We start from the raw sequence: 1,348 nt of genomic DNA, 5'->3' as shown, positions 1-1,348 counted from the left end.
CAACCCTCCTTAAATCACAACCTCAAATCTGTGCCATTGGTGCTGACGGGGGACAGCTATCGGCCTGCTGTACGGTGCCGGGCTGATGTGGGGCCAGCATACCAATATCGCCATCATGGAATATTGGCGCTGGTGGGTCGTGCACCTGTGGGTTGAAGGCATTTTCGAGGTCTTCGCTACCGCGATCATATCGCTGCTGTTCGTCCGCATGGGCATCCTGCGAACGTCCACCGCGACCGTGATGGTGTTGTTTGCCACGATCATCTTCCTGTTCGGCGGGGTGCTGGGCACTTTCCACCACCTGTATTTCAGCGGAACCCCAACCTCGGTGATCGCGGTCGGGGCGATGGCTTCGGCTCTCGAAGTTGTGCCGCTGCTGGTCGTAGGCTTTGAGGCCTATACGCGCCACAAGGTGGAGCATGAAGCCGAGTGGGAGCGCACCTATCACTGGCCGTTTATGTTTTTCTCGGCCGTTCTGTTCTGGAATCTGGTCGGTGCGGGGCTGTTCGGGTTCCTGATCAACCCGCCCATCGCGCTCTATTACATGCAGGGGCTGAACACGACTGCCAACCACGGCCATGCCGCCCTGTTTGGGGTCTATGGGATGCTGGGGCTGGGGCTCACGCTCTACTGCATGCGTGGGTTGACCGACGTTTCGATATGGAGCCAGAAATCACTCAAGATCGCCTTCTGGTCGCTCAACATCGGCATTGCGATGATGACGTTCCTGTCGCTGCTGCCGCAGGGTATCCTGCAAGCCTATGCCAGTGTTGAACATGGCTATGCCTATGCGCGTTCGGCGGAATTCATCCATAGCCCGATCATGCAGGCGCTGGTCTGGGCACGGGTGCCCGGGGATGTCGTCTTCAGCGTGGGTGTGTTTGCGTTCGCCTGGTTCATGTTCCGAGCATTCGTGCCAGGCAATCGGCAAAGCCGCACCTGACAGCACCGATTTCTTCGTTCCCAATTTTCTCAACCCACAACACCAAAAGGAATAGCTGTGCGCAAACCACTGAGTGCCGAAACCAAAGCCATCGTAAAATCGACCGCGCCTGCATTGCAGCAGCACGGCCTTGCCATCACGACTCGCATGTATGAGCGGCTGTTCACCGACCCTGACGTGAAGGCCATGTTCGACCAAGCCGCGCAGGAAAGCGGGGAACAGCCGAAGCGTCTGGCTGGCGCTATCCTCGCTTATGCGCAGAACATCGACAAGCTGGAGGCCTTGACTGCGCCGGTGATGCGGATGGCTGCACGGCATGTGGAAACTGGCGTAAAGGCCGAACATTATCCTCTAGACCCCACTATTCATGAGGCCACCGCTCTGGGTTCGTCCGAGCATGATTTG

At 58.0% G+C, this 1,348-nt stretch carries 1 protein-coding gene and 1 pseudogene; both read left to right on the top strand.

The features are described 5' to 3' along the window. Window positions 1-55 precede the first annotated feature (55 nt). Window positions 56-943, top strand: a pseudogene (locus AX672_RS15975) (cbb3-type cytochrome c oxidase subunit I); the annotation flags it as partial. Window positions 944-1,000: 57 nt separating this feature from the next. Continuing rightward, window positions 1,001-1,348 (top strand): globin domain-containing protein (locus AX672_RS15970; RefSeq protein ID WP_231731403.1); only part of this gene is annotated, 348 nt, incomplete at its 3' end.

The sequence above is a fragment of the Sphingomonas sp. CCH10-B3 genome, from assembly GCF_001556185.1.
GTDB lineage: Bacteria > Pseudomonadota > Alphaproteobacteria > Sphingomonadales > Sphingomonadaceae > Sphingomonas > Sphingomonas aquatica.
This window is presented reverse-complemented; position numbering and strand designations above follow the sequence as displayed.